Origin of the sequence: Aeromonas sanarellii (assembly GCF_000820085.1) — a bacterium.
Classification (GTDB): domain Bacteria; phylum Pseudomonadota; class Gammaproteobacteria; order Enterobacterales; family Aeromonadaceae; genus Aeromonas; species Aeromonas sanarellii.
This window is the reverse complement of sequence record NZ_CDBN01000014.1, coordinates 15,507-35,848: the sequence shown is the minus strand read 5'-3', so window position 1 is coordinate 35,848 and position 20,342 is coordinate 15,507. Positions and strand designations below refer to the sequence as shown.

At 57.6% G+C, this 20,342-nt stretch carries 14 protein-coding genes and 1 pseudogene; 3 read left to right on the top strand and 12 right to left on the bottom strand.

What is annotated here, in order from left to right; translation table 11 throughout:
• The 4 genes and pseudogenes from BN1132_RS02370 to BN1132_RS19865 all read right to left on the bottom strand — a co-directional run.
• Nucleotides 1-594: Fic family protein (locus BN1132_RS02370; protein ID WP_244462896.1), on the bottom strand; the 594-nt coding region annotated here is incomplete at its 3' end.
• Between the two features lie 177 nt (nt 595-771).
• On the bottom strand, nt 772-1,440 hold the full coding sequence (locus tag BN1132_RS19285; protein ID WP_167335694.1) for a YagK/YfjJ domain-containing protein: 669 nt from the start codon (nt 1,438-1,440) through the stop codon (nt 772-774).
• A 374-nt stretch (nt 1,441-1,814) separates the two neighbouring features.
• The gene (locus tag BN1132_RS02365) at nt 1,815-1,991 is read right to left on the bottom strand and encodes a helix-turn-helix transcriptional regulator (protein ID WP_042011383.1); all 177 of its coding nucleotides are present in this window, start codon (nt 1,989-1,991) and stop codon (nt 1,815-1,817) included.
• A gap of 193 nt (nt 1,992-2,184) precedes the next feature.
• Nucleotides 2,185-2,319: pseudogene (locus tag BN1132_RS19865) on the bottom strand (IS630 family transposase); the annotation flags it as partial.
• Nucleotides 2,320-2,724: 405 nt separating this feature from the next.
• Here BN1132_RS19865 and BN1132_RS19860 point away from each other — a divergent pair.
• Together BN1132_RS19860 and BN1132_RS19855 are read left to right on the top strand one after the other, a co-directional pair.
• Nucleotides 2,725-3,249 (top strand): hypothetical protein, encoded by a 525-nt coding sequence (locus BN1132_RS19860; protein ID WP_157005298.1) that lies wholly within the window; start codon nt 2,725-2,727, stop codon nt 3,247-3,249.
• A 63-nt stretch (nt 3,250-3,312) separates the two neighbouring features.
• Entirely contained in the window at nt 3,313-3,690 is a 378-nt protein-coding gene (locus BN1132_RS19855; RefSeq protein ID WP_157005296.1) for a hypothetical protein, read from the top strand.
• Between the two features lie 27 nt (nt 3,691-3,717).
• On the opposite strand, the gene BN1132_RS02360 is transcribed toward BN1132_RS19855, so the two are convergent.
• The 8 genes from BN1132_RS02360 to BN1132_RS02320 form a co-directional block, all read right to left on the bottom strand.
• Nucleotides 3,718-5,034 carry a tyrosine-type recombinase/integrase gene (locus tag BN1132_RS02360; RefSeq protein WP_084202553.1) on the bottom strand — a complete coding sequence of 439 codons (1,317 nt, stop codon included), beginning with the start codon at nt 5,032-5,034 and terminating at the stop codon, nt 3,718-3,720.
• 446 nt (nt 5,035-5,480) lie between these two features.
• The gene (locus BN1132_RS02355; protein WP_084202552.1) at nt 5,481-10,043 is read right to left on the bottom strand and encodes a PAS domain S-box protein; all 4,563 of its coding nucleotides are present in this window, start codon (nt 10,041-10,043) and stop codon (nt 5,481-5,483) included.
• A gap of 12 nt (nt 10,044-10,055) precedes the next feature.
• Nucleotides 10,056-10,844, bottom strand: a complete 789-nt coding sequence (locus tag BN1132_RS02345; protein WP_042074668.1) for a substrate-binding periplasmic protein — start codon at nt 10,842-10,844, stop codon at nt 10,056-10,058.
• Between the two features lie 136 nt (nt 10,845-10,980).
• Nucleotides 10,981-12,129 (bottom strand): HD-GYP domain-containing protein, encoded by a 1,149-nt coding sequence (locus BN1132_RS02340; protein ID WP_411914126.1) that lies wholly within the window; start codon nt 12,127-12,129, stop codon nt 10,981-10,983.
• 253 nt (nt 12,130-12,382) lie between these two features.
• Nucleotides 12,383-13,378, bottom strand: coding sequence for a sulfate ABC transporter substrate-binding protein (locus BN1132_RS02335; protein WP_042074664.1), 996 nt, complete (start codon nt 13,376-13,378; stop codon nt 12,383-12,385).
• 368 nt (nt 13,379-13,746) lie between these two features.
• Nucleotides 13,747-15,150 (bottom strand): efflux transporter outer membrane subunit, encoded by a 1,404-nt coding sequence (locus BN1132_RS02330; RefSeq protein ID WP_042074662.1) that lies wholly within the window; start codon nt 15,148-15,150, stop codon nt 13,747-13,749.
• Entirely contained in the window at nt 15,143-18,292 is a 3,150-nt protein-coding gene (locus BN1132_RS02325; protein WP_042074660.1) for an efflux RND transporter permease subunit, read from the bottom strand. The genes BN1132_RS02330 and BN1132_RS02325 overlap by 8 nt, the downstream gene beginning before the upstream one ends.
• Before the next feature lie 17 nt (nt 18,293-18,309).
• Nucleotides 18,310-19,494, bottom strand: coding sequence for an efflux RND transporter periplasmic adaptor subunit (locus BN1132_RS02320; RefSeq protein ID WP_042074658.1), 1,185 nt, complete (start codon nt 19,492-19,494; stop codon nt 18,310-18,312).
• A 155-nt stretch (nt 19,495-19,649) separates the two neighbouring features.
• On the opposite strand from BN1132_RS02320, the gene BN1132_RS02315 reads away from it, so the two are divergent.
• Nucleotides 19,650-20,291 (top strand): TetR family transcriptional regulator, encoded by a 642-nt coding sequence (locus BN1132_RS02315; protein ID WP_042074656.1) that lies wholly within the window; start codon nt 19,650-19,652, stop codon nt 20,289-20,291.
• Nucleotides 20,292-20,342 lie beyond the last annotated feature (51 nt).

Here is a 20,342-nt window from a genome sequence, read left to right as displayed (position 1 = left end):
TCGATTTGGGCAACAACGCCTCTCCACGGGTAAGAAGGCCATTACAGGCTGCCAGCGGCTCAAGATCACTGTCTGCCATAAACGTCCCATCCGACCATTTCCATCCGCAAAAGGATGAATAAACTCCAACTCATAATGCAAGGCACAGGAAGCGATCAGCGGATGAGCCTCGGTCTCAGCCAGCCAAGTCAATAGCTGTCCCATTAGACGAGGGACCTGGTTCGCAGGGGGAGCCATATGCACTAACTGCTCGCCTCGATAGATACCTACGCCACTGCTACGCCAGTGACCCGCATCATCGCATAGTCCACGCATCAGGAGTCCATGAGCACCAAGTAAATCTTCCGCTAAAGCAGGATCCCAATCAGGCATTGCTTCATAGGCCGCAAACGCATTACGGACCTCTTGGATTTCCCGTGGAAGCCCAAGCACCGTCTTCCCCTCAATCACTGCCGTCACCTGCTCGACACTCAGGGTATTGTGCTCTATAGCCAAGGAGGCTTGGATAGTGCGGATCCGGTTCTCTCGACGCAGCATCGGCACCTGGGAGCTCTGAGCAAACCGCCACTGCCCCACCAACTCGGCGATATCCATCACCCGACTCAACATGGCGTGGATCAGGGCGAGGGAGGGGAATAGGCTGTCATTGAGTACTCCAACTGATGCGATAACAAATGAAGGATTAGCTTAACAGATCCGGGAGCAGAAACTCCCGGATCAGATGCCATCTAAAACTGCATTAAAAGTCTTTTTATCAACACCAATCAGCCTTCAAAGGTTACTCCCCCCGAAACACTGATATCCCTGCCCACGGCGCTTGGATTCCATTTTGGCAAGGTAGGCGGCATGGAGCAGCACTTTTTTTATAGCCACAGGATCATCTGAAAAAACTTCGTGCTGTCCCTCCTCAGAAAGTTGAACCAATCCTCGCCTCCTGCAAAAATCAATTGATAAATCCGTTTCAAAGACTGCTCGATGCCAAGCCACTCTAAGCTTGTTTGCCAGATTCATATTCTCAGACTTAAATCTCCCCAGAGAGCAATAGGCATCCCCATTTAAGAAAAACATCAAGTGATAGTGAGGAACGACAGCCTCTGCTGTTTGCTCCCTGGCCCAAACATATCTGATTGCGGTTTTGCGAACTCTTTTCCCATTTGTAGCTTGGCGTATCTGATCCAGAAAAAATAGTTTTTCAATTTCCGTAAAGAAAGCTTTCAGCACAGCGCCATGATAACGTGAACTACCTTCTGATAGCATCCTGGTAAACAAATTATCAGGGAAGCGAAGGTCAACTCTAAAAGCAAATACCCTAGAGTATTGAGCAAAAGCATGATTCATCACAGCAACAATTTTACTGAGGTTATCCTTATCGAAAGTATATCCATTTTTCTGGTAGTGGCGTTCAGCCGCCACTCGATATTCATTAAGAGTGTCGAACATATTAAATTCCATAGATAAGAGCATGGCTACATGCTGCGAATGTATGCCTGCATTAAAATTAAGGTAGCAGTTTGCAAGTGTGCACTAGCACACTTTCATTGAAGGTTTGAAACAGCGATATCAACATAGCGATATGATAGGTTATGGATTCCGGTATGCTGATAGTTATGACATCGACATGCTTGTACTGTCGATCTGCATACTGTGTATCCAGCTTTATTCGGTGTTTACTTGCACTCTTTATTTATATATTACTATTGCCGACACCAAGCATTTAATGTCAAACCAACCAAATAACTCTAATCCCTGATAGGACAAGACTTGTAGCCTGAACAACGAGCTAATTTGTTCAAATTATTATTCAGAAATTAGCCCTAGCGAAGATTTATTTTCTCTTCAATCCAAGACTCTATTTCAGAGCTAACCCAAGCAACAGATCTTGGGCCTATCTTGACTGATGCAGGAAATTTACCGTCATTCATCTGACGATAAACTGATGCTTTAGAGAGTGATGTCATTGCGATGACATCTTTCAACTTAAGTAGTTTCATGATGAGCTCCTTTGTCGTCCATAGGACGTGGTGCTCGTGTAAAAACATAGCGAAACAGAAAACGTAAACCCCATATATCTTGATCAAATTCCGTTACCCAAGAGAGCCCTTTAAAAGGCACAGGTCTACATCTCATTAGTAGAGCTGAGGCACCAACTTGGTGAGCTAAGCTAAAAACCTGATCCTAATAGTGCTACACCTTCACTGTTTCATAGCCATTTCCAGGGAGAGACGACACTGTATCCATGAAGTGCTTCACTCAAGCCAATAGGTTGATCATTCCTCTGCATTGGTGATTGCGTGTGATGGCTTCATGTAACTTGTGCCATGTATTCAACGTTAACGATCCAGATATCATTACCCAACATTCACTAAGTGAAGGCATCTCTTTGTGCTCCTCACTCACAGAGTGATAACGTGGCCCAATTATGGGCACAGGCATTCAAGTGCCTAGGGTTGTATTTTGGCAAGCCCTGCGCGCCTATCAACATGCCCGTTGATAGAGATTACATGCCATCCTCCCCGACACGGTAGGCCTTCAATAGCTTCATCGGAACCCAAGAAAGTAAGCTGGTGATGGACAAAAGCACGGTGATGCCGTGCTCAAACATGGAAAAACACGCTACAAAAAGACATTGCAAATCACTCAAAAACAAGTTAAAAAACAACCAACAAACAACCTGAAACAGCAACAAAATTACTTAGTAATGCATTTTTATAGGCTGATAAAATTATGCCAACAATATATGGTGAGAATGGTCTAGAAATAAAACCCACGATCTCTTTATCCAAAAGGGAAAGGGAGTTCACCCTCAGATTATTAAATAAAGGCGTATCCTTACCTGTAACTGATGAGGAAATAATCAGTTACCTTTCCAATAATAGTGGCATCCTTATAAATAGAGCTAATTGTGGACTTGGCTCTCCCCTCAAAAATTTTGAGGGGAACATTCCCCCTCGAGAGTTAATAATAAGCAGTATTAAATCTGAGTGTATAAACGAAACAAATTTTAATTGGATAGATACAAAAAACGATCGCTTGTGTAATTACGTATGGGCATACATACGCTCTTTAACTAAATATCCTGATGCATCACCTTTAACTATGGACGTTGGGATCAGAATAGATGGCGCATTTGAAGCACCCCAGACATTTCATGTATATAACAACTGGAGTCTAGACCTTTCACCAACTAACAATATCAGCAAAAAAAATGGCATCATTTCTTTTTTTGATATAATCGATGCGAAAAATTAACAGAAAATAAAGGATGTTGAATTTTTAAAATTGAGATGGCAAAGTACTGGCCAAAAAATGGATGTGAAGACATGGATAGAAAATTGTGATAGCAAATGGGCATGGAGTTATTTGTTTGAAAATCCAAAGACAGGAAATAATAATCCTCCGATATGGTTTATCAACAGAGATAATTCTTCGGCAACCAAAGACTGCATCGTTACACTCTTTGACCTGCTAAATGAAGTTCCACCAGCCAGAGAACTGACGCTTAGAAAAATGAAGTCAGCCTGGTCACAAAAATCATTTCGTGACAAGAACAATGGAAAAAAATCAGTTAGTGTTGTCTTGCCAGAAAAAACAATTCGTATGCTAGACGACATTTGCATGAAAACTGACCGAAGAAAAAATGAAGTAATAATTCGACTCATTAGGGATGAGTACGAAAAGATATCCAAATAAAAAACACCAGCATTTGCTGGTGCTTTCTTATTTTTTCCTTCTGAAATCCACAGAAACTATATTTCCAGTATCATTTTCTTCCGTGGTTACGGTAATTACTGACTCTATGAATCCACCCCATGATAAGAATAGCACTCGCAACTTATCGGCCATCCCTCCAACTTGGTAGGTCCTAATGAGACGGTCTTTTGGTACATGATTAAGTAGTAATTCAATTAATCGTTCTGGTGCATCCAAATATTCTGCTGTACCTGTTGCTACACTTCGACGCAGATCATGCGGGCTGAATGGTTCAAGCTCAGCTAAGTATTTTATCCTTACACGTTCTAACGCCTTGGTAACCGCATCACCAGTAATAGGATGTCCAATCTTGCTAGTAGATTCAAATACGAATTGCCCCTGTGATAAAGCCTCTTGTTGTTTCAGTATACGCTGCGCTAGTGGGCATAATGTTACAACATGCGTTCGTCCATTTTTCGTTTCAGGAATTGTCCAACGATCACCATTAATTTGTTCCCATTTCATAGCTACAGCTTCTGAGCGCCGGACAGCAGTTAAACAAATTATTCGTAAACAATTTGCGACCGAAAGAGACAACACCACATTAGAAGCTATACCACGCCCTCCATTCGCTTTGGCGCCAGCTCCTGATGTTGCTTGCTCAAGTGCAAGCCATAATTTCCTTAATTCCTCTTTAGCCAGCCACCGCTCACGAGGAGGCGGCATTGATGCTCCAAACATGGCTGGTTTTAACAGTCTAGCGGGATTTATTTCAATGTAGCCTTGAAGAACCGCATGATCCAGACATTGATTCAACACGATTAATCCCTTTCGTGTCCCTTCAGCCGTATCTACTTGGCGAAAATGCTCATACAGTACGGCACGTGACAAGTCACAAACACGAAGATTGCCCAAAGCTCTTTCAATATGGCGTGTAAAAGTTCCCTCATAGTCAGCCAGTGTTCGTGGACCTATTGGCTTTGACTTGGCGCGTAACATCAACCAATCACGATACACTTCCCGCAGTGTTGGCATCTGGGTATTTTTGATCTTGACCTCTTTCGCTGCCTGGCGCGGATCAATTCCCTGCTTCACAAAAGCAACAGCATCAGCATGGGCGAGACGAGCAGCAGCCAAACTCATAGCGGGGTGACTTCCCAGCAGCAACTCTCCTTCTTTTCCAGCCAATTTGTAACGATAGATAAAACGCTTCAAACCGTGCCTACGAAGCTCCAACTTCAAGCCGCCACCATGCTTGGACTGAACTGCAAACCGCTGCACTGTTGCACCTTCTCTCAAGGCCGCAGCAGAGATTTCTGTAGCTGTATTGAGTAGCTTATTCACCACGTTTCATACCCCTCTCCATACCCCGCTTTTGTGATGATATGGCGTGGAACTACCTGAGACAACATGAGTCTTCAGAAAGAGAGCATTCTATTGATTTTATTTATGTTATTTCAAATTTGTCGTTCTTGTTGAAACTTCTTGATTCTATAACAATCTGGATTCGTAATGCGAAGGTCGTAGGTTCGACTCCTATTACCGGCACCAGATATAGCAAGGCTCGCAGCGATGCGAGCCTTATTCATTTTTGAGGCGGCTAACTCCCGGCTAACATCAGCCCCGACGCACAAGTGGAATCACCATCGCTGTTTGTATGGGGGATAGTATTCACCAACCCCCCCACCTCAAGCCGGTGTCAGGTGATAACTAGATTTGTAAACCGGATTTATTTGACTACCGCGCGACACAACTTTTAATCAGCTGATTGGGGCGACATTTGATTTTCGTCACTTCAAGAGCGCCGCTAACGCCGCGTCGAACTCGAAGCGTTCCACCTGCTGTGCCACCTTGGCCAGGCGTTCGGCCAATTCGGGCTGCAGGGAGAGGGCTTGCAACTCGACCAGCACCTCGATCGCTTCGCTGTCGCTCTCTGCCAGTAGTTGGCCAAGCCTGGCCAATCGTGGCTGTATGTCCGCATCGGGGAGGGCTACCGACGGCGCAGGCTCTAGCGTATCTGCATCCAATACGGCCAGGGCGGCGAGCACAGGGGCCAGGCTTTGTTCCACCCTGTTGAGCGCAGTCTGGAGCTGCTCACCCCTCGCACTGGATTGACAACACAACTCCAGCTCGGCCGCCGCTTGGGCGACCTCGAAGGCTCCGATGTTGCCGGCCGTCCCCTTCAGGCTGTGCGCGAGCCGGGTTGCCGCCGAGGCATCGGGATCCGCGAGGGCGGCCGCGAACTGCGCGGCGAAGCCCTGATTGGCGGCATGGAACTTGCGAAGCAACCGCTGATAGAGCTCAGCCTTCCCCTGGCAGGTGGCCAGGCCGGCAGCCTGATCAATGCCATCCAGCTCGGTAGGTAAGAGACCTGTAGGCGGCACAGCCTCGAGCGCAGTCACGCTGGCCATTACTGGTTGACGGGCGCGTGGCTTGATCCATTTGGCCAGGGTCGCGAACATACTGGCCACGTCGAGAGGTTTGGCGATGTGATCGTTCATGCCGCAGGCCAACGCCTGCTCCCGATCGCCGCTCATGGCGTTGGCGGTCATGGCGATCACCGGCAATGTGGCAAAGCGCGACTGCTGGCGGATAAACTTGGTGGCCGTATAACCGTCCATCACCGGCATCTGGCAATCCATCAGGACGCCGTCGAAGTCGGCGTCCTGCGCAAGCAGGTCGAGCGCCTCCTGGCCGTTGACCGCCAGGCTGAGGGATATGCCCGCCTCCTGCAGCAGCTCGCTGGCCAGCTCGCGGTTCAATTCGTTGTCTTCCACCAGCAGCAGGCGGGCACCACTCAGGCTGGCCGTGGCGCTGGCATTCAGTTCTGATCGCTCGGTCGTCCGGCTGTCGACGAGTCGGATCTTGCCAAGTACGCTGCCGAGCGCCTCCAGCAGGTTAGATGGAGTAACAGGTTTGGTCAGCACCACGGGCAATTCCACCCCCTGCGACTCGGCCTGCTCACGAACCTCCTCGCGGCCGAAGGCGGTGACCATGATCACCGACGGCGTCTGCGCCAGATTGGCAGCATGCATCTGCCGCACCGTCTCCACTCCGTCCATGCCCGGCATGCGCCAGTCCATCAGCACCAGATCATAGGGCAGTGACTTGCCCTCGGCCGCTATCAGCATCGCCAGAGCGGCGCGGCCACTGTCGGCCACATCCACCTCAATGCCGAAGCTGCGGGCCATGCCATAGAGGATTTCGCGGGCGCTGGCGTTGTCGTCCACCACCAGGGCCCGCACACCTAACAGCTCATCCTGGGTGAACATGCGCCGCGGCAGCTCGCCACGCTGCCGCCCCAGCATGACGCAGAAGTGGAAAGTCGAACCTTGTCCCAACACGCTTTCCACCCAGATGCGTCCCCCCATCAGTTCCACCAGCCGCTTGGAGATGGCCAGACCCAGACCAGTACCGCCGTACTTACGGGTGGTCGAGCTGTCGGCCTGGCTGAACGACTGGAACATCCGTTCGCACTGCTGGCCGCTGATGCCGATGCCTGTGTCGCGCACCCAAAAGTGCAACTCCAGGTGTTCACCCTCGTCATGGAGCACCTCGGCTCCCACCACTATCTCCCCCCGCTCGGTGAATTTGGCCGCGTTGTTGCCGAGGTTGATCAGGATTTGCCCCAGCCGCAGCGGGTCGCCGATCAGCGCCGTCGGCAGATCGTGCGCCGTGTCGAACAGCAGCTCCAGCCCCTTCTCCTCGGCCCTCAGGCCAATCATGTTGGCGAAATTGTCCAGCACGTCCTCCAGACGGAAGGGGATAAGCTCCAGCTCCATCTTGCCCGCCTCGATCTTCGAGAAATCGAGGATGTCGTTGATGATCCCGAGCAGATTCTCCGCCGAGCGGTGCACCTTCTCGATGTAGTTGCGCTGACGGCGATCTAGCTGGGTGCGCAGGGCGAGATGGCTCATGCCGATGATGGCATTCATGGGGGTACGGATCTCGTGGCTCATGTTGGCGAGGAAGGCGCTCTTGGCCTGGGTCGCCTCTTCCGCTACTGCCCGCGCCTCGGTCAGCGCCGTGACATCGATGTTGACCCCGGTTGCGCGCAGCGGAGTACCGTCTGGTGTGCGTGTGAAGCGGCATAGCGACTTGAAGGTTCGCACTGCCCCGTCACTTTGACGCACGATGCGAAAGTCGAACTCAATCCGATCGGCCCCCCCCTCGATCGCGCGCTCGAAGACCTGGCTGGCTGACTCGACATCGTCAGGATGCAGCAACCTCTTCCAGTGCTCCTGGGTGCCGCCGAAGCCCCTGGGCTCGAGCCCGAACATCTGCTCCAGTTGCGGCGTCCAGTAGTTGCGGCCTGTCACGAGATCGATGTCGAACAGGCCGATGCCGCCTGCCTCCTGCACCAGGGTCAGGCGTTCGCTGGCCGTGCGCAGGGCCTGCTCGGCTATCCTGCGCTCGGTGATGTCGCGGATGGCGCTGGATACCAGCACCCCATCCTCGGTCTCAATGGGGCTCAAGCTGATCTCCACTGGAAACTCCCGGCCGTCCCTGTGCAAGCCGAACAACTCCTGTCCCTGCCCCATAGCCCTCGCCTGAGGCTGACCAAAGAACTGATCACGCTGGCTCGGATGATGGGGGCGGTAGCGCGCCGGCACCAGCATTTCGATCTTGCGCCCCAGCAGCTCCTCACGGTTCCAGCCGAACAGCTCGAGGGCCCGCCGGTTGACCAGCACTATGTCACCCTCGTGATTGACTATCACCATGGCATCCGGAGCGGACTCTAGAAGATCCCTGAACTTGCGCTCGGCCGCCCGGCGCCGGGTAATGTCCCGATACACCACCACAGAGCCGATCAGCGTATCGCCCTTGAGCATCGGGGTGGTTGAGTATTCCACTGCAATCGAGCTACCGTCCTTACGCCAGAACACCTCACTGTCCACGGTGCGCGGCTGGCCGTCGCGCCCGGTCAGGTACATGGGGCACTCCTCGAGGGGAAACTCGCGCCCATCGGCATGATGGTGATGCACCAGCGCATGCATCTGCCGGCCGACCAGCTCATCCGTGCGGTAGCCGAGCATGGCCGGTGCCGCCGGATTGGCAAAGGTCATCACGCCCTCGGTATCCAGCCCGACGATGCCATCGTTGACCGATTCCAAGAGCAGCCTGGTACGCTCTTCCAGCTCGCTGCGCTCCTGCAACTCGCGCAATGTCGCTTGCTTGCTCATCAACAAGGCAAGACTGAAGGCGATCACCGGCACCGCGTCGGTCAGCACCTCCTCCTGATATCGGGGAACATTCATGTAGCCCAACTCCAGCACGGCGATCACCCTCTCCGCACTTCGGATAGGGACGATGGACAGCGTGCGTGGCACGGCAGAAAGAAGGCCGGACTGGATCCTGATTGCCTCATCCGGCAGGTTCTGACACTGTATCACCCTGCCCGTCGCCACAGCCTCACCAGCCAACCCCTCACTCATCTTGAACGGCCTGCAACCCGATGGTTCGATGCCAAATCCGGCCCGGCAGCGAAAATCGCCCTCGTCCTCATCGTGGACGAAGAAGGCCCCCACATCGGCCCCCAGCCAGGGGATAAGATATTGCAGCAATCGCTGGCCGAATTGGGCCAGATCGTCGCTGTTTTGCAACTGCTGCGACAGCTCGCCAGCCCGCGCCTTGCCCCCCAGCACAGTTTCCTGCCTGTTCGCCTCCTCGCGGATCCGGCGCAACGCCAAGTTAAAGCCGCGGATCAGGCCGGCAAGCTCCTGATGCTGGCCCTCCGGCAACTCGGTGATGCCGCTGGCGGTCTCTCCGTTCTGTCCACCCAGCATCATGAGCGCCTCACGCAGATCGGCCAACGGCCGGAAGACGATGCGCAGGCTGGTGAGCAACAGGACTATCAGCACCAGATCCACGGCCAGGATCTGCAGGATGAGCTGGTAGAAGTTGCTGCGGATGGTCGCGTCGAGTTTGTCGCGGGAGAACTGTACGCGCAGGAGACCGATACGTTCATCGGGCTTATCGGTGAGGACGATCACCTTCTCCAGCGTGAGCGCATGCATCGGCAAGTCGTCCTTGAGCGCCACGATAGCTCCCGTGGCATCGCGGTTGAAGGCGGCAATCGTCACGTCATTTACATCTTTGATTTCCAGTGCGGCAATCTCGGGAATAGCCAGTTGGGCGCGCAAAAGATTAGCGATCACATCCTTGTTAAGCTCCCACAGTGGCGTTGCCGCGCTCTGGGCGATGCGGTTCAACGCCCCCACCTGAAGATCGCCGAAGCGTTCGTTTAGTTCGCCGACGAGGTGCGAGTGACCGTAGAAGCCGGAAACGGCCAGAGTCAGGGTGACTGCCATCATGAGCAGGAGCGATAAACGGGCACGCAGTGAATGAAACACACAGCCTCCTTGCTAGGGCTCAACGGAGAAATATCGCTCGGTGTACTTGCGGTAAATGGCCTCATAGCGCCCATCCTTGCGCATGAGAGCGATAGCCTTGTCAAAACCGTCGCGTACCGCAGGATCAGTAAAGGCGGCCTTGAAGCGCGTCGGCGGGAAGATGTCGTAACTGATGACCTCCTGCCCGGGCTCAACCTGACGCTCGGCGATCAGCTTCTGGTGGTAATAACGGAAGATGCTCTCATCCATGATCGCGACATCTATCCGGCCGAGCAGCAGCATATGAACCTGGCTCTGTTGCTGAGCCAGCTCCTTGTAGCGGGGGTTGCCGGCAACGGCCCGAGCAAACTCCTCCCCCAGATAGCGTTCGGCATACTGGAAGGCGATCACAGACTTACCGCCCAGATCGGCAATACGGTGAATGACCTGCTGGCTGGACTTCAGGACAAAGGCCCGGTTGTGGTATTGCATGAAGTAATCGGAGTATTCAGCCTGTAGCCCAGAACTCTCCTGAATAATGGTCGTGCCGTCTACCTGCCGATCGGCAAACATCCTGAAACCGCGTTCGATAGGAACATAGATAGGCTTGACCTGATAACCGCCCTCCGCCAGAGCGGTGCGAACTATGTCAAGCAGGATGCCACTACCGTCTTCGAAGACATAGGGAGGCGTGTACTGGCTGACGACGATCTTAAGCTCGGTCGCGAACCCTTGGCCGCCGAGACAGATAAACAGAGACAGGGCCTTGAACAATCGCATCAACACGATATCTTCCCTCTTACCTTTAATGCCGAGCTCCATACAGCACCCTGCAGCTCAGCATTAGACAGAAAGTCAGCGCAGGCACCCGGATGGAAGGCTCAAAGACCCCTGGCGAATGATGTCCGGTGCTTCCTCGTGAGGCATTCCCGGCAGCAGAGTGGCTCTTTGTCTTGGCTCAGGGGGTTGGCTGTTGCTTGGCCAAACCCTGCTCGCTGTCGCTGAAGCGTTCGGCGATGGCCTTGAATTGCTCGGTGGCGGACAGGAAGGCGGCACAGACGTCCGGATCGAAGTGCCAGCCCCCTCCCTGGCGGATGATATCCACAGCCTCCTCGTGCGGCATGCCCGGCTTGTAGACCCGGTGACTGATCAACGCATCATAGACATCGGCCACCGCCATCAACCTGGCACTGATGGGGATGTCATCCCCAGAGAGGCCCAGGGGATAACCGCTGCCATCCCACTTCTCCTGATGGCTGTAGGCGATCTCCTTGGCCAGGCGCAGAAAATCCACCGGAAACCCGAGCTGATCCTCGGCCCGCTGGATAGCATCGCGCCCGAGCGTGGTGTGGGTCATCATGATCTCGAACTCTTCCTTAGTGAGGCGACCGGGTTTCAGCAGGATATGATCGGGGATGCCGACCTTACCAATGTCATGCAAGGGAGCCGACTTGAACAACAGGTGAATGGTCTCGTCATTGAGGAAGTGGCGAAAACGGGGGTGATCACACAGCAGCTCGGCCAGTAGCTTGACGTAGTGCTGAGTCCGGCGAATATGGTTGCCGGTTTCATTGTCGCGGGTCTCCGCAAGAGAGGCCATGGCCTGGATGGTCACCTCCTGGATGGCCACCACCTCACGGGTCCGGCGCTGGACCTCCTGCTCGAGAAAATCGTTCTGATCCCGCAGAAAGTCGGCGGCCGCCTTAAGCTTAATCTGGGTTTCGACCCGCGCCAGCACTCGCGACGGGCTGATGGGCTTGGTGATGTAATCGACGGCCCCCAGCGCCAGCCCCTGGAGCTCGCTCTCCACCGCCGCCATGGAGGTGAGGAAGATGATGGGGATATGGCGGGTGCGGGCATCTTGCTGCAACTGTTCAGCCACCTGCAACCCGGACAGTCCGGGCATCATGATATCCAACAGAATGAGATCCGGCAGCGGATCTCCCGCCAGAATGCGCAGCGCCTTCTCACCATTGTTGGCTAGCTTGACCCTGTACTTGTCCTTGAGCAGCTCTGCCATCAGCATCAGGTTGTCCGGGGTATCGTCCACTACCAGTATGGTGGCGGGTTGATGGGAATTATATGAGTCTCTCATGATAGGCGCCATTCATGTTTAATTGAGAGGTGATAGCTAACATGTTTAAAAACAACATAATTTCCAAAAAACGCAACGCTTAGTATGAGCTAACGATAGTACATGTAGTGGTCAAATATACCCGGAAACACGGTTACGCTGATTCTGGGTTTCTGCATACACAGCGCCCATCGGATTGAGCTGCTCGGGGATCAGAGTGTGAGCCACCAGGTGGCTCGCCCCGGCATGGTGACACCTGGCCGGCCTTTTTCTTGCCAGACGCGTCTTACTGCACGGCATAGATCTGGTCGAACACCCCGCCCTCCTTGAAATGAGTGCGCTGGATGACAGGCCACTCGCCGAAGGTCTTTACCACATTGAGGAAGGTGGCTTTCGGAAAGCGGTCGGCGAACTCGGCGAGGATCGCCGGGTTGCGCGGGCGCAGGTAGTTGTTGGCGGCGATGCGCTGCCCTTCGTCAGACCACAGGTAGGTCAGATAGGCCTCGGCCTCCTTGCGGGTGCCCTGCTTGTCGACGACCTTGTCCACCACCGCCACCGGCAACTCGGCCACGGCGGTGACGCTCGGATAGATCACCTCGAAGCTGCCACGACCGAACTCGCGGGCGATCATCTCGGCTTCGTTCTCGAAGGTGATCAGCACATCACCTATCCGGTTCTGGATAAAGGTGCTGGTGGCGGCGCGGCCACCGGTGTCGAGCACGGGAACCTGCCTGAACAGTTTGCCCACAAACGCCCTGGCCGCCTTCTCGTCGCCACCTTGCTCCAGTACATAGCCCCAGGCCGACAGATAGGTGTAGCGACCGTTCCCCGAAGTCTTGGGATTGGGCACTATCACCTTCACTCCCTCCTTGAGCAGATCAGGCCAGTCCTTCAGCCCCTTGGGGTTGCCCTTGCGCACGATGAACACGGTGGCCGAGGTGAAGGGCGCACTGTTGTCCGGCAGGCGGGCGGCCCACTCTTTTGGGACCAGGCCGCCATGCTCGGCGAGGGCGTTGATGTCGGTGGCCATGTTCATGGTGATGACATCGGCGGGCAGGCCGTCGATGACGGCGCGCGCCTGCTTGCTCGAGCCGCCGTGGGACATATTGATCTGCAGCGGCTCGCCGCCTTCCGCCTGCCAGTGTTTCTGGAAGGCGGCGTTGTAATCCTTGTAGAAGTCGCGCATCACGTCATAGGAGGCGTTGAGCAGGGTGGCCGCCTGGGCCAACGGGGTCAAGGCCAGGCCTGCGGCGAGCAGGGTGGCGGGCACGAGTCGTTTCATTGCACGTCCTTGGAATGAGAGTCGAGTGACCAACTATAAGAGCCACACATTTATTCTTTGAAAGAATAATTAGTGCGCAGCTTATGCGATAAATGGCATCACCTGGGTACGACTCGCCAAGGGCGACGGAAGCGACAGCGATGCGGCCGTCGATGCTCGCAGGTCGATGATGACGGTAGGGTCAGACGCACAATATCGAGAGCGCTGGTGCGGGCTCATTCCCGGATTTGGTGAGCGGCCATCCCGCGCCACCTCTTCCGTCGCCGATGTGCGGTTTGCGAAGCGGCAGCACACATAGAAACGGGGCGAACCAGATGGTTCGCCCCGTGCTTGTCGACACCGACAGTGCCTCCTTTCTCCTGCCCGCGTCAGCCGGCAGGCTTCTCCTCCGCGGGCGCCTGCCAGCCGCCGCCGACCGCCTTGTAGAGGGCGACCTGGTTGCTAAGTTGGGCGAGCCGGGTGCTGATGAGCCCCTGCTTGGCGCTGAACAGGGAGCGCTGGGCATCGAGGCGGGTCAGATAGCTGTCCACCCCCTGCTCGTAACGGAACTCCGCCAGCCTGAAGTAGGTCTGGTTCGCCTCCACCAGCGCCTGCTGGGCCTGCAGCTGTTGCTGGTAGTCCGCCTGTGCGCCGAGCGCATCCGCGACCTCCTTGAAGGCGGTCTGGATGCTCTTCTCGTAGCTCGCCACCGCCTGCTTGGCGCCCACTTCCGCCACGTCCAGATCCGCAACGCGCTTGCCACCGTCGAAGATGGGCAGGCTTATCTGGGGCATGAAGGTCCAGGTGCCGGTGCCGCCGTCAAACAGGCCGCTCAACTGGTTGCTGGCGGTGCCCGCCGTCGCGGTGAGCGAGATGGTCGGGAAGAAGGCGGCGCGGGCCGCGCCGATATTGGCGTTGGCCGCCTTCAGGCTGTGCTCCGCCGCCAGGATGTCCGGGCGCTGCTGCAGCAGGCTGGAGGGTGCCCCCACCGGGATCGGCGCCAGTTTCACCTCGGCCAGGGTGGCCGGCTGTGTTGCCAGCACCGGCACCTCGGTGCCAAGCAGCAGGGCCAGGCCGTTTCTGTCTTGTTTCACCAGGCGCTGGTATTGCGCCTGGCTGACCCTGGCGTTCTCGAGCGCCGTGCGCCCCTGGGCCAGCTCCATCTCGGAGGCGGCCCCCAGCCGGTATTTGTGCTGGGTCAGGGCGTAGCTCTCCTGCTCGGAGGCCAGGGTCGCCTGGCTCAGGGCCAGCAGCTCCTGATCCGCCAGCAGGGTGAAGTAGGCATTGGCCACCGAGGCGATCAGCGCGATCTGGGTGCTGCGCCGGGTCTCGATTTGCGCCAGGTAGTTCTCCAGGGCCTGATCTTTGAGGCTCTGGATCCGGCCAAACAGGTCCAGCTCATAGGCGGTGATGCCGATGTCGGCGCCGTACTGGCTGCTGATGGTGCCCTGCCCCGCGGCGCTGAGATCGTCGGATCCCTGCTGGCGGGTGCCAGAGCCGCTGGCGGCCAGGGTCGGCAACTGGGCCGCCCGCTGGATCCGGTATTGCGCCTCATAGGCCTCGACATTGAGCGCAGCGAGGCGCAGATCCCGGTTGTTGTCCAGTGCCGTGCCGATCAGCGTCTGCAGGGCCGGGTCCTGGAACTGCTGGCGCCAGGGGGCAAGCTCCCCCTTGGTGGCCAGATTGTCCTGCCAGGAGGCCCCTCGGGGCAGCTCGGGGCGCTGGTAGTCGGGGGCCATGGAGCAAGCCCCCAGCAGCAGGGTCACACTCAGGGCGATCAGAGTCTTAGCCATGGTTGATCTCCTTGGCGTGGGTGATGCGCTCCTCGGCGCTCTGGTGCTCGGTGAAGTAGCGCATCACCAGCACGAAGAACAGCGGCACGAAGAAGATGGCGAGCACGGTGGCGCTGATCATCCCCCCCATCACGCCGGTGCCGATGGCGTTGCGGCTGCTGGCGCCGGCGCCGGTGCTGATCACCAGCGGCAACACGCCGAGGATGAAGGCGAGCGAGGTCATCAGGATGGGGCGCAGACGCTGGCGCGAGGCCTCCACCACCGCATCCCCGAGCTTCATCCCCTTGTCGTGCAGCTCCTTGGCGAACTCGACGATGAGGATGGCGTTCTTGGCCGACAGCCCGATCGTGGTGAGCAGGCCCACCTGGAAGTAGACGTCGTTCTCGAGCCCGCGCAGGGTCGCGGCCAGGATGGCCCCCAACACCCCGAGCGGCACCACCAGCATGACGGAGAACGGAATGCTCCAGCTCTCGTAGAGGGCCGCCAGACAGAGGAAGACCACCAGCAGCGAGATGGCGTAGAGCGCCGGCGCCTGAGAGCCTGCTTGCCGCTCCTGGAAGGAGAGGCCGGTCCACTCGATGCCGATGCCTTCCGGCAGCTGTTTCACCATCTGTTCGATGGCCGCCATGGCGTCGCCCGTACTCTTGCCCGGGGCCGCTTCACCGACGATCTCCATGGCGGAGACGCCGTTGTAGCGCTCGAGACGGGGCGAACCATAGCTCCACTCGGTGCTGGCGAAGGCGGAGAAGGGTACCATCTGGCCCGCACTGTTGCGCACGTACCACAGCTTCAGATCTTCCGGGTTCATGCGGAACTGTGCATCCGCCTGCAGGTAGACCTTCTTGACCCGGCCTCTGTCGACGAAGTCGTTCACGTAGGAGGAGCCCCAGGCCGCCGACAGGGTGTTGTTGATGTCGGCGATGGAGAGCCCCTGGGCCAGCGCCTTCTCATAGTCGATCTTGATGTCGAGCTGGGGGGTGTCTTCCATCCCGTTCGGGCGCACCCGCACCAGGTTGGGATCCTGCGCCGCCATGCCGAGCAACTGGTTGCGGGCCGCCATCAACTTCTCGTGACCCAGACCACCGCGGTCCTGCAGGAAGAAGTCGAAGCCGGTGGCCGTACCGAGTTCAGGAATGGGAGGCAGGTTGAAGGCGAACACCTGGGCTTCCTTGATGCTGAACAGGAACCCCATGGCGCGGCCTATGATGGCGTTGGCGCTGCGCTCTTCCCCTTGCCGCTCGCTCCAGTCCTTGAGCTTGATGAAGGCCATGCCGCTGTTCTGGCCGCTACCGGCGAAGCTGAAGCCCGCCACCGTCAGCACTGAGTCCACGTTCTCCTTCTCGTTCTCGAGGAAGTAGTCGCGCATCTCGGCGAGCACCACCTCGGTACGCTCCTTGGTGGCGCCGACCGGCAGCTGCACCATGGACATGATGACCCCCTGATCCTCTTCCGGCAGGAAGGAGGTGGGCAGGCGCATGAAGAGCACCGCCAGCACCGCCAGCATGGCGACGTAGATGATGCCGTAGCGGGCCCCCTGCTTGATCACCTTGCGCACGCCGTTCTGGTAGCGATTGGCGTTGGTGTCGAAGAAGCGGTTGAACCAGCCGAAGAAGCCGCGCTGGGCACCGAACTCGCCGTGTTTCATGGGCTTGAGCAGGGTGGCACAGAGCGCCGGGGTCAGGATCAGGGCCACCAGCACCGAGAGCACCATGGCCGAGACGATGGTGAGGGAGAACTGGCGATAGATGGCGCCGGTGGAGCCGCCGAAGAAGGCCATGGGCACGAACACCGCCGAGAGCACCAGGGCGATGCCCACCAGGGCGCCGGTGATCTGGGTCATGGACTTGCGGGTCGCCTCCAGCGGGGAGAGCCCCTCCTCGCTCATCAGCCGCTCCACGTTCTCCACCACCACGATGGCGTCATCCACCAGCAGGCCGATGGCGAGCACCAGGCCGAACATGGTCAGGGTGTTGATGGAGAAGCCGAAGGCCGCCATGACGCCGAAGGTCCCGAGCAGCACCACGGGCACGGCGATGGTCGGGATCAGGGTCGCCCGGAAGTTCTGCAGGAACAGATACATGACGCAGAACACCAGGAAGATGGCCTCGATCAGCGTCTGCACCACCTCCTCGATGGAGATCTTCACGAACGGCGTGGTGTCGTAGGGGTAGACGATCTCCATGTTGGCCGGGAAGTAGGCCGACAGCTCGCCCAGCTTGGCGCGCACGTGCTCGGCGGTGTCCAGGGCGTTGGCACCGGTGGCGAGCTTGATGGCGACCGCCGCGGTGGCCTGACCGTTGTAGAGCGCGGTGGCGTCATAGCTTTCGCCGGCCAGCTCGACCCGGGCCACGTCCCTGAGCAGCACCTTGGAGCCGTCCTGGTTCACCCGCAGCAGGATGTTGTTGAACTCCTCCACGGTGGAGAGCCGGGTCTGGCCCATGATGGTGGCGGTAAATTGCTGATCGCTCACCGCAGGGGTGCCTCCCAGCTTGCCGAAGGCGACCTGGGCGTTCTGGGCCTTGATGGCGGTCTGGATGTCGGCCGGGGTCATCTGCACCCGATTGAGCTTGTGGGGATCCAGCCAGACGCGCATAGAGTACTGGCTGCCGAACAGGGTGATGTCACCCACCCCGTCCAGCCGGCTCAGGGGCTCCTTGATGTTGGCCACCACGTAATCGGCGAGATCGTCGTTGGTCATGCTGCCATCGGTGGAGATGAAGGCGGCCACCATGAGGAAGCTGCTGGAGGTCTTCTGGACGCGCACCCCCTGCTGCTGCACCTCCTGGGGCAGCAGCGACATGGCCTGCTGCAGCTTGTTCTGCACCTGCACCTGGGCGATGTCGGGATCCGTGCCCGGCTTGAAGGTGAGGGTCACGCTGACATTGCCGGACGAATCGGACTGCGCCGACATGTAGAGCAGGTGATCCAGCCCCGTCATGTTCTGCTCGATGATCTGGGTGACCGAGTCTTCCACCGTCTTGGCGGAGGCCCCCGGGTAGCTGGCGGAGATGCCCACCGCCGGCGGGGCGATGGTCGGGTACTGGGCCACCGGCAGGCTGATGATGGCCATGGCCCCGGCCAGCATGATCACCAGGGCGATCACCCAGGCGAAAATGGGTCTATCTATGAAAAATCGTGCCATGAGGCGACTACTCCATCCTACTGCTTGGTTGCCGGGGTCTGCTGAGCCTGTACTGTGTTGCTGGCGCGTTCAGTGGGCGCCACCGCAGCCCCGGGTTTGACTTTCTGCAGGCCGGCGACGATCACCTTCTCGCCGGCATCGAGGCCGGATTCCACCACCCAGCTGTCGCCGGACATGCGACCGACCTGCACCTCGCGCAGCGCCACCTTGTTGTCCGCCGTCACCACCATGACGGTGGCCCCGCCCTTGGGGGTGCGGGTCACCGCGGTCTGCGGCACCAGCAGGCCTTCGGGGCGCTCGCCCTCCTGCAGGGTGGCACGCATGAACATGCCGGGCAGCAGCAGCTGATCCGGGTTCGGCACTATCACCCTCAGGGTCACCATGCCGGTGGTCTCGTCCACGGTCACGTCGGAGAACTGGAGCGAGCCTTTCTGGCCGTACTGGCTGCCATCTTCCAGCTGGAAGCTGACGCTGGCACCGTCCTGCTCGCCCTGGGTCAGCTTGCCCGCGGCGACCTGGCGCTTGAGGCGCAGCAGGTCGGCGGTGGACTGGCGCACGTCCACATACATGGGGTCGAGCTGGGAGATGGTGGTGAGGCTGGCGGCCTGCTGGGCGGTCACCAGGGCCCCCTCGGTCACCGCCGACTTGCCGATGCGGCCGCTGATGGGGGCCGTGATGCGGGTATAGGCCAGGTTGATGTTGGCGCTCTGCAGGGCCGCCTTGGCGGCGCCGATCTCGGCCACCTGCTGTTTCCAGGTGGCATCGGCGTCGTCATACTCCTGACGGCTGATGGCCTTTACCTTCACCAGCTCGGCGTAACGCTGGGCCTTGAGGCGGGCGCTGCGCTCGTTGGCCTCGGCCTTGGCCAGGTTCGCCTTGGCACTGGCGACGGCGGCCTGATAGACGGCGGGATCGATCTGGTACAGCAGCTGGCCGGCCTTGACGTCGCTGCCCTCGGTGAACAGGCGCTTGAGGATGATGCCGTTCACCTGGGGACGCACCTCGGCCACCCGCAGGGGGGCGGTGCGACCGGTGAGCTCGGACATGAGCTGCAGCGGGGCGGTATGAAGGGTGACCACGTCCACGGCGGCGGGAGGCATCTCCATGGCCTGCTGGGCTTCTCCCTTGTCACCACAGCCTGCCAGCAGGCCGCTTGCCAGCAAGGCAAGGCCGACCGAACGTGCGAGAATATGTTTATGCATGAAGTCTCTGAGCCTCTGTTTCAACAAAATAAAAAACGACAAAACCACAGGGTTTATAAGGTGCCTGTTGGTAAAATGGCGAAGATGAGGCAATATACATACATTCACGAATGTATGTAAGAAACTTTTTTCACTGATCGACAGGAACCGAGCCCATGGCCAGACGCACCAAAGAAGAGGCACAACAGACCCGCTGCCACATCATGAGCACGGCGCTGGATCTCTTCTGCCAGCAAGGGCTGGCGAGGACCAGCCTGACCGACATCGCCAAGGCTGCGGATCTCACCCGGGGCGCCATCTACTGGCACTTCAAGAACAAGGAGGAACTGTTCGTCACCCTGTGGGAGGAGCTGTGCGCCCCCCTCTCCCACCAGCTCGACGCCTGCGTCGACAAAGCGGAACCGGACCCCCTCGGCAAGCTGCGGATCTTCCTCAAGGAGGTGATGGTCAAGATCGGCACAGAGCCCGCCCACCAGCAGATGTTCACCATCATCTTCAGCCTGGAGGCCCTGGAAGGGGAGGCCAGTGCCCTGCGGGATCACATGCGCCAGCAGTCCATCAACTTCTTCCGGGATCTGGAGATCACCCTGGCCAATGCGGTGCGCCACGGCCAGCTGTCCCAGGGGCTGGATCTGCGGCGCGCCACCACCCTGCTGCACTGCACCCTGGACGGCTACATCATCAACTGGCTGCACTTCCCCGATCGCATCGACCTGATCCGGGAGTCGGACACCCTGCTCGACACCCTGTTCGGTCTGATCGCCAGCGCCCCCCTCCCGCTGCGCCGGCAAGCCTGATGGCCCGGGCGCAGATACCCTTTCATCGGGGCTGAACAGTCGGGGGCGAAT

What these genes read in the sequence shown, in the direction of transcription:
- BN1132_RS02335 (WP_042074664.1), bottom strand. Translation starts at nt 13,378, where the DNA reads ATGAAACGACTCGTGCCCGCCACCCTGCTCGCCGCAGGCCTGGCCTTG.
- BN1132_RS02315 (WP_042074656.1), top strand. Translation starts at nt 19,650, where the DNA reads ATGGCCAGACGCACCAAAGAAGAGGCACAACAGACCCGCTGCCACATC.
- BN1132_RS02345 (WP_042074668.1), bottom strand. Translation starts at nt 10,844, where the DNA reads ATGGAGCTCGGCATTAAAGGTAAGAGGGAAGATATCGTGTTGATGCGA.
- BN1132_RS19285 (WP_167335694.1), bottom strand. Translation starts at nt 1,440, where the DNA reads ATGTTCGACACTCTTAATGAATATCGAGTGGCGGCTGAACGCCACTAC.
- BN1132_RS02330 (WP_042074662.1), bottom strand. Translation starts at nt 15,150, where the DNA reads ATGGCTAAGACTCTGATCGCCCTGAGTGTGACCCTGCTGCTGGGGGCT.
- BN1132_RS02340 (WP_411914126.1), bottom strand. Translation starts at nt 12,129, where the DNA reads ATGGCGCCTATCATGAGAGACTCATATAATTCCCATCAACCCGCCACC.
- BN1132_RS02325 (WP_042074660.1), bottom strand. Translation starts at nt 18,292, where the DNA reads ATGGCACGATTTTTCATAGATAGACCCATTTTCGCCTGGGTGATCGCC.
- BN1132_RS19860 (WP_157005298.1), top strand. Translation starts at nt 2,725, where the DNA reads ATGCCAACAATATATGGTGAGAATGGTCTAGAAATAAAACCCACGATC.
- BN1132_RS02320 (WP_042074658.1), bottom strand. Translation starts at nt 19,494, where the DNA reads ATGCATAAACATATTCTCGCACGTTCGGTCGGCCTTGCCTTGCTGGCA.
- BN1132_RS02365 (WP_042011383.1), bottom strand. Translation starts at nt 1,991, where the DNA reads ATGAAACTACTTAAGTTGAAAGATGTCATCGCAATGACATCACTCTCT.